Genomic DNA, 2002 nt, shown 5'->3' with positions numbered 1-2002 from the left:
GTTCACCATCTTCAGAACAGAGCTGGTTTTAGTGAAGAAGGACAACATGTTGGTATCGTCCACGCCCAGATAAAACGCCTTCTGGATAGTGTCGAACAGCCCCATCATGTCTTCTGACGCCGTTCCGGTAGCATCCTGCATCTTTGCGGCAAACTCGGCAGCCGCTTCCGGTGTTTTTTTCAGTTGTACCGCAAGATAAGCTGTCGCTTTACCCACACCGCCAAGAATGTTTTCTGCCGGGATCCCCTGACGCACCAGCATCTGCATCATGTTCTGGAAATCAGCCGTTGTACCGGGTAGCTGGTTACCCAGACCAATAGCCAGTTTATTGATGTCCTGAAAGCTCTTTCCGACCTCACCGTTCGCATCCATCATGGCAACTTTCAGCCCGGTGGCGGCGTTTTCCTGATCGGCATAAGATTTCAGGGAAAGCGTCAGACCCGCTGCCAGTCCGCCACCAAGCGCCAGCCCACCCTGTGACGCTTCTTCCGCCTGGCGTTTAAATCCCCGGATTTTCTTTTGCATTTTCGACAGCGCGGGAGAAAGCCTGTCGACACCGGTGATCAACGCCTTAAGCTCAAATTCAGCCATGTGTGCGTTTCTCCTGCTCTATCCTGTTTGCCTGACTGACCAGTAAGGGAATTTCACTGATCGGCATATTCAGCAATTCGAAAGGATTAATGCGCCAGTAGCTGGCGCAGTCAAAGAAGCGATCAGTGAGGTATTCAGCCGTCAGGCCTGGAGGAAAAAACCAGCCACAAGCCACGCCGCTGCATTCAGGTCTGCCGGAGACATCTGGTCGACAGAGCTTTGCGGCACTTTCGCCAGCCGCACAATGTATTTCGATACCACATGCGCCAGAAGTCTGACGGACTCATCCTGATTCATCTGGTAGGGATACCCCAGCTCGCGAACATCTTTCCCGGTGGGCTCATCAAACTCCAGTACGGAGAGTGTCTCGCCATGAGCGGTAATCGGTTTCTTTAACTCAAGCTCTTTCATTACTGGTAATCCCCTTCTTCACCGTGGAATTCAATATCGACCGTGCCTTCTTCGGCATTATGGTTCGCTTCGCCGTGCAGCCAGGCAGACGACAGTACATAGACCTGACCGTTCGCCAGCTCGGCGGTAATGGTCATCTCATCAGACGAGGTGATTTTGCTCACCGGAAAATTCTTCGGTACCTTGAAGGTCCCTTTGACATAAGGCGCACGGTGAGTTTCCTTGCGGTCCACTGAACCGTCCAGGCCGATGATGTCATCATTGACCGTCCTGTTCATGGGCACCTCAATGCCGCCGGTCAGCGATAGCTGCTGACCGTCAATTTTGAAATAACAGGTTCCCCCGATACGGGCCATTATGCAGACTCCTCTGAATACTGAAGACGGAACTGGTTAACCACGGCAAAAACACGCAACTGGTTAACATAGTCAGGCGGGAACAGCGTGTTCAGGCGGTTCGGATCGCTGGCATCACGATCCACAACCAGGTACTGCTTAAACAGTTCGTAGTTTTCCACGATCCCCGCACGCTCAAGCTGACGGTAGGTTGCCAGCAGTTCCCCTTTGATTACCGCCGGGGTGACAATCGCCTGACCGGGACCAAAGCGGGTACCGTCGCTGGCAAGCTTGTGACGCCCGTACTTACTGGTAATGACGGATTTCAGTTTGCGCAGTACATACGCACTGGTATGCAGCGTCTCGCTGTCGAGGTAGCTGTTATCCGCAACCCCGTAAGCATTTTTCCTGTACGTGGTGACATCACGCTGAATGCGCAGCACCCCGCTTTCGACATACGCCGTTGCCACGCCATGAGACAACAGGGTCTGCTGCTCGGTCATCGTGAACCGTTTCCCCTTCGGCGCAGGCAGCATACCCACCAGCTCACCGGTCTGCGTGGGACGTGCCGGATCGTTGCGGATAAACACCGCTGCGCGGGCGGTACGGCTTGCCGCCAGCTCGTCGGCAGGCGTCTGGGTCTCTTTTTCGTACCCCGCCAGGGT

Annotated in this window: 4 protein-coding genes; all 4 read right to left on the bottom strand. The window is 54.4% G+C overall.

The features are described 5' to 3' along the window. Positions 1-591, bottom strand: a 591-nt coding sequence (locus tag D9736_RS23085) for a phage tail tape measure protein (RefSeq protein WP_130259254.1), incomplete at its 3' end; no start/stop codon positions are given. A 141-nt stretch (positions 592-732) separates the two neighbouring features. Beyond that, a complete protein-coding gene (locus D9736_RS23075; protein WP_000661054.1) occupies positions 733-1002 on the bottom strand; it encodes a phage tail assembly protein in 270 nt (89 codons plus the stop codon). Then, a complete protein-coding gene (locus tag D9736_RS23070; protein ID WP_001526906.1) occupies positions 1002-1358 on the bottom strand; it encodes a phage tail tube protein in 357 nt (118 codons plus the stop codon). The genes D9736_RS23075 and D9736_RS23070 overlap by 1 nt, the downstream gene beginning before the upstream one ends. Further along, positions 1358-2002: phage tail sheath C-terminal domain-containing protein (locus tag D9736_RS23065; protein ID WP_205712934.1), on the bottom strand; the 645-nt coding region annotated here is incomplete at its 5' end. The genes D9736_RS23065 and D9736_RS23070, both read right to left, overlap by 1 nt.

The sequence above is a fragment of the Escherichia sp. E10V10 genome (assembly GCF_004211985.1).
Classification (GTDB): domain Bacteria; phylum Pseudomonadota; class Gammaproteobacteria; order Enterobacterales; family Enterobacteriaceae; genus Escherichia.
The sequence above is the reverse complement of the archived record's forward strand: the minus strand, read 5'-3'. Positions and strand labels throughout refer to the sequence as shown.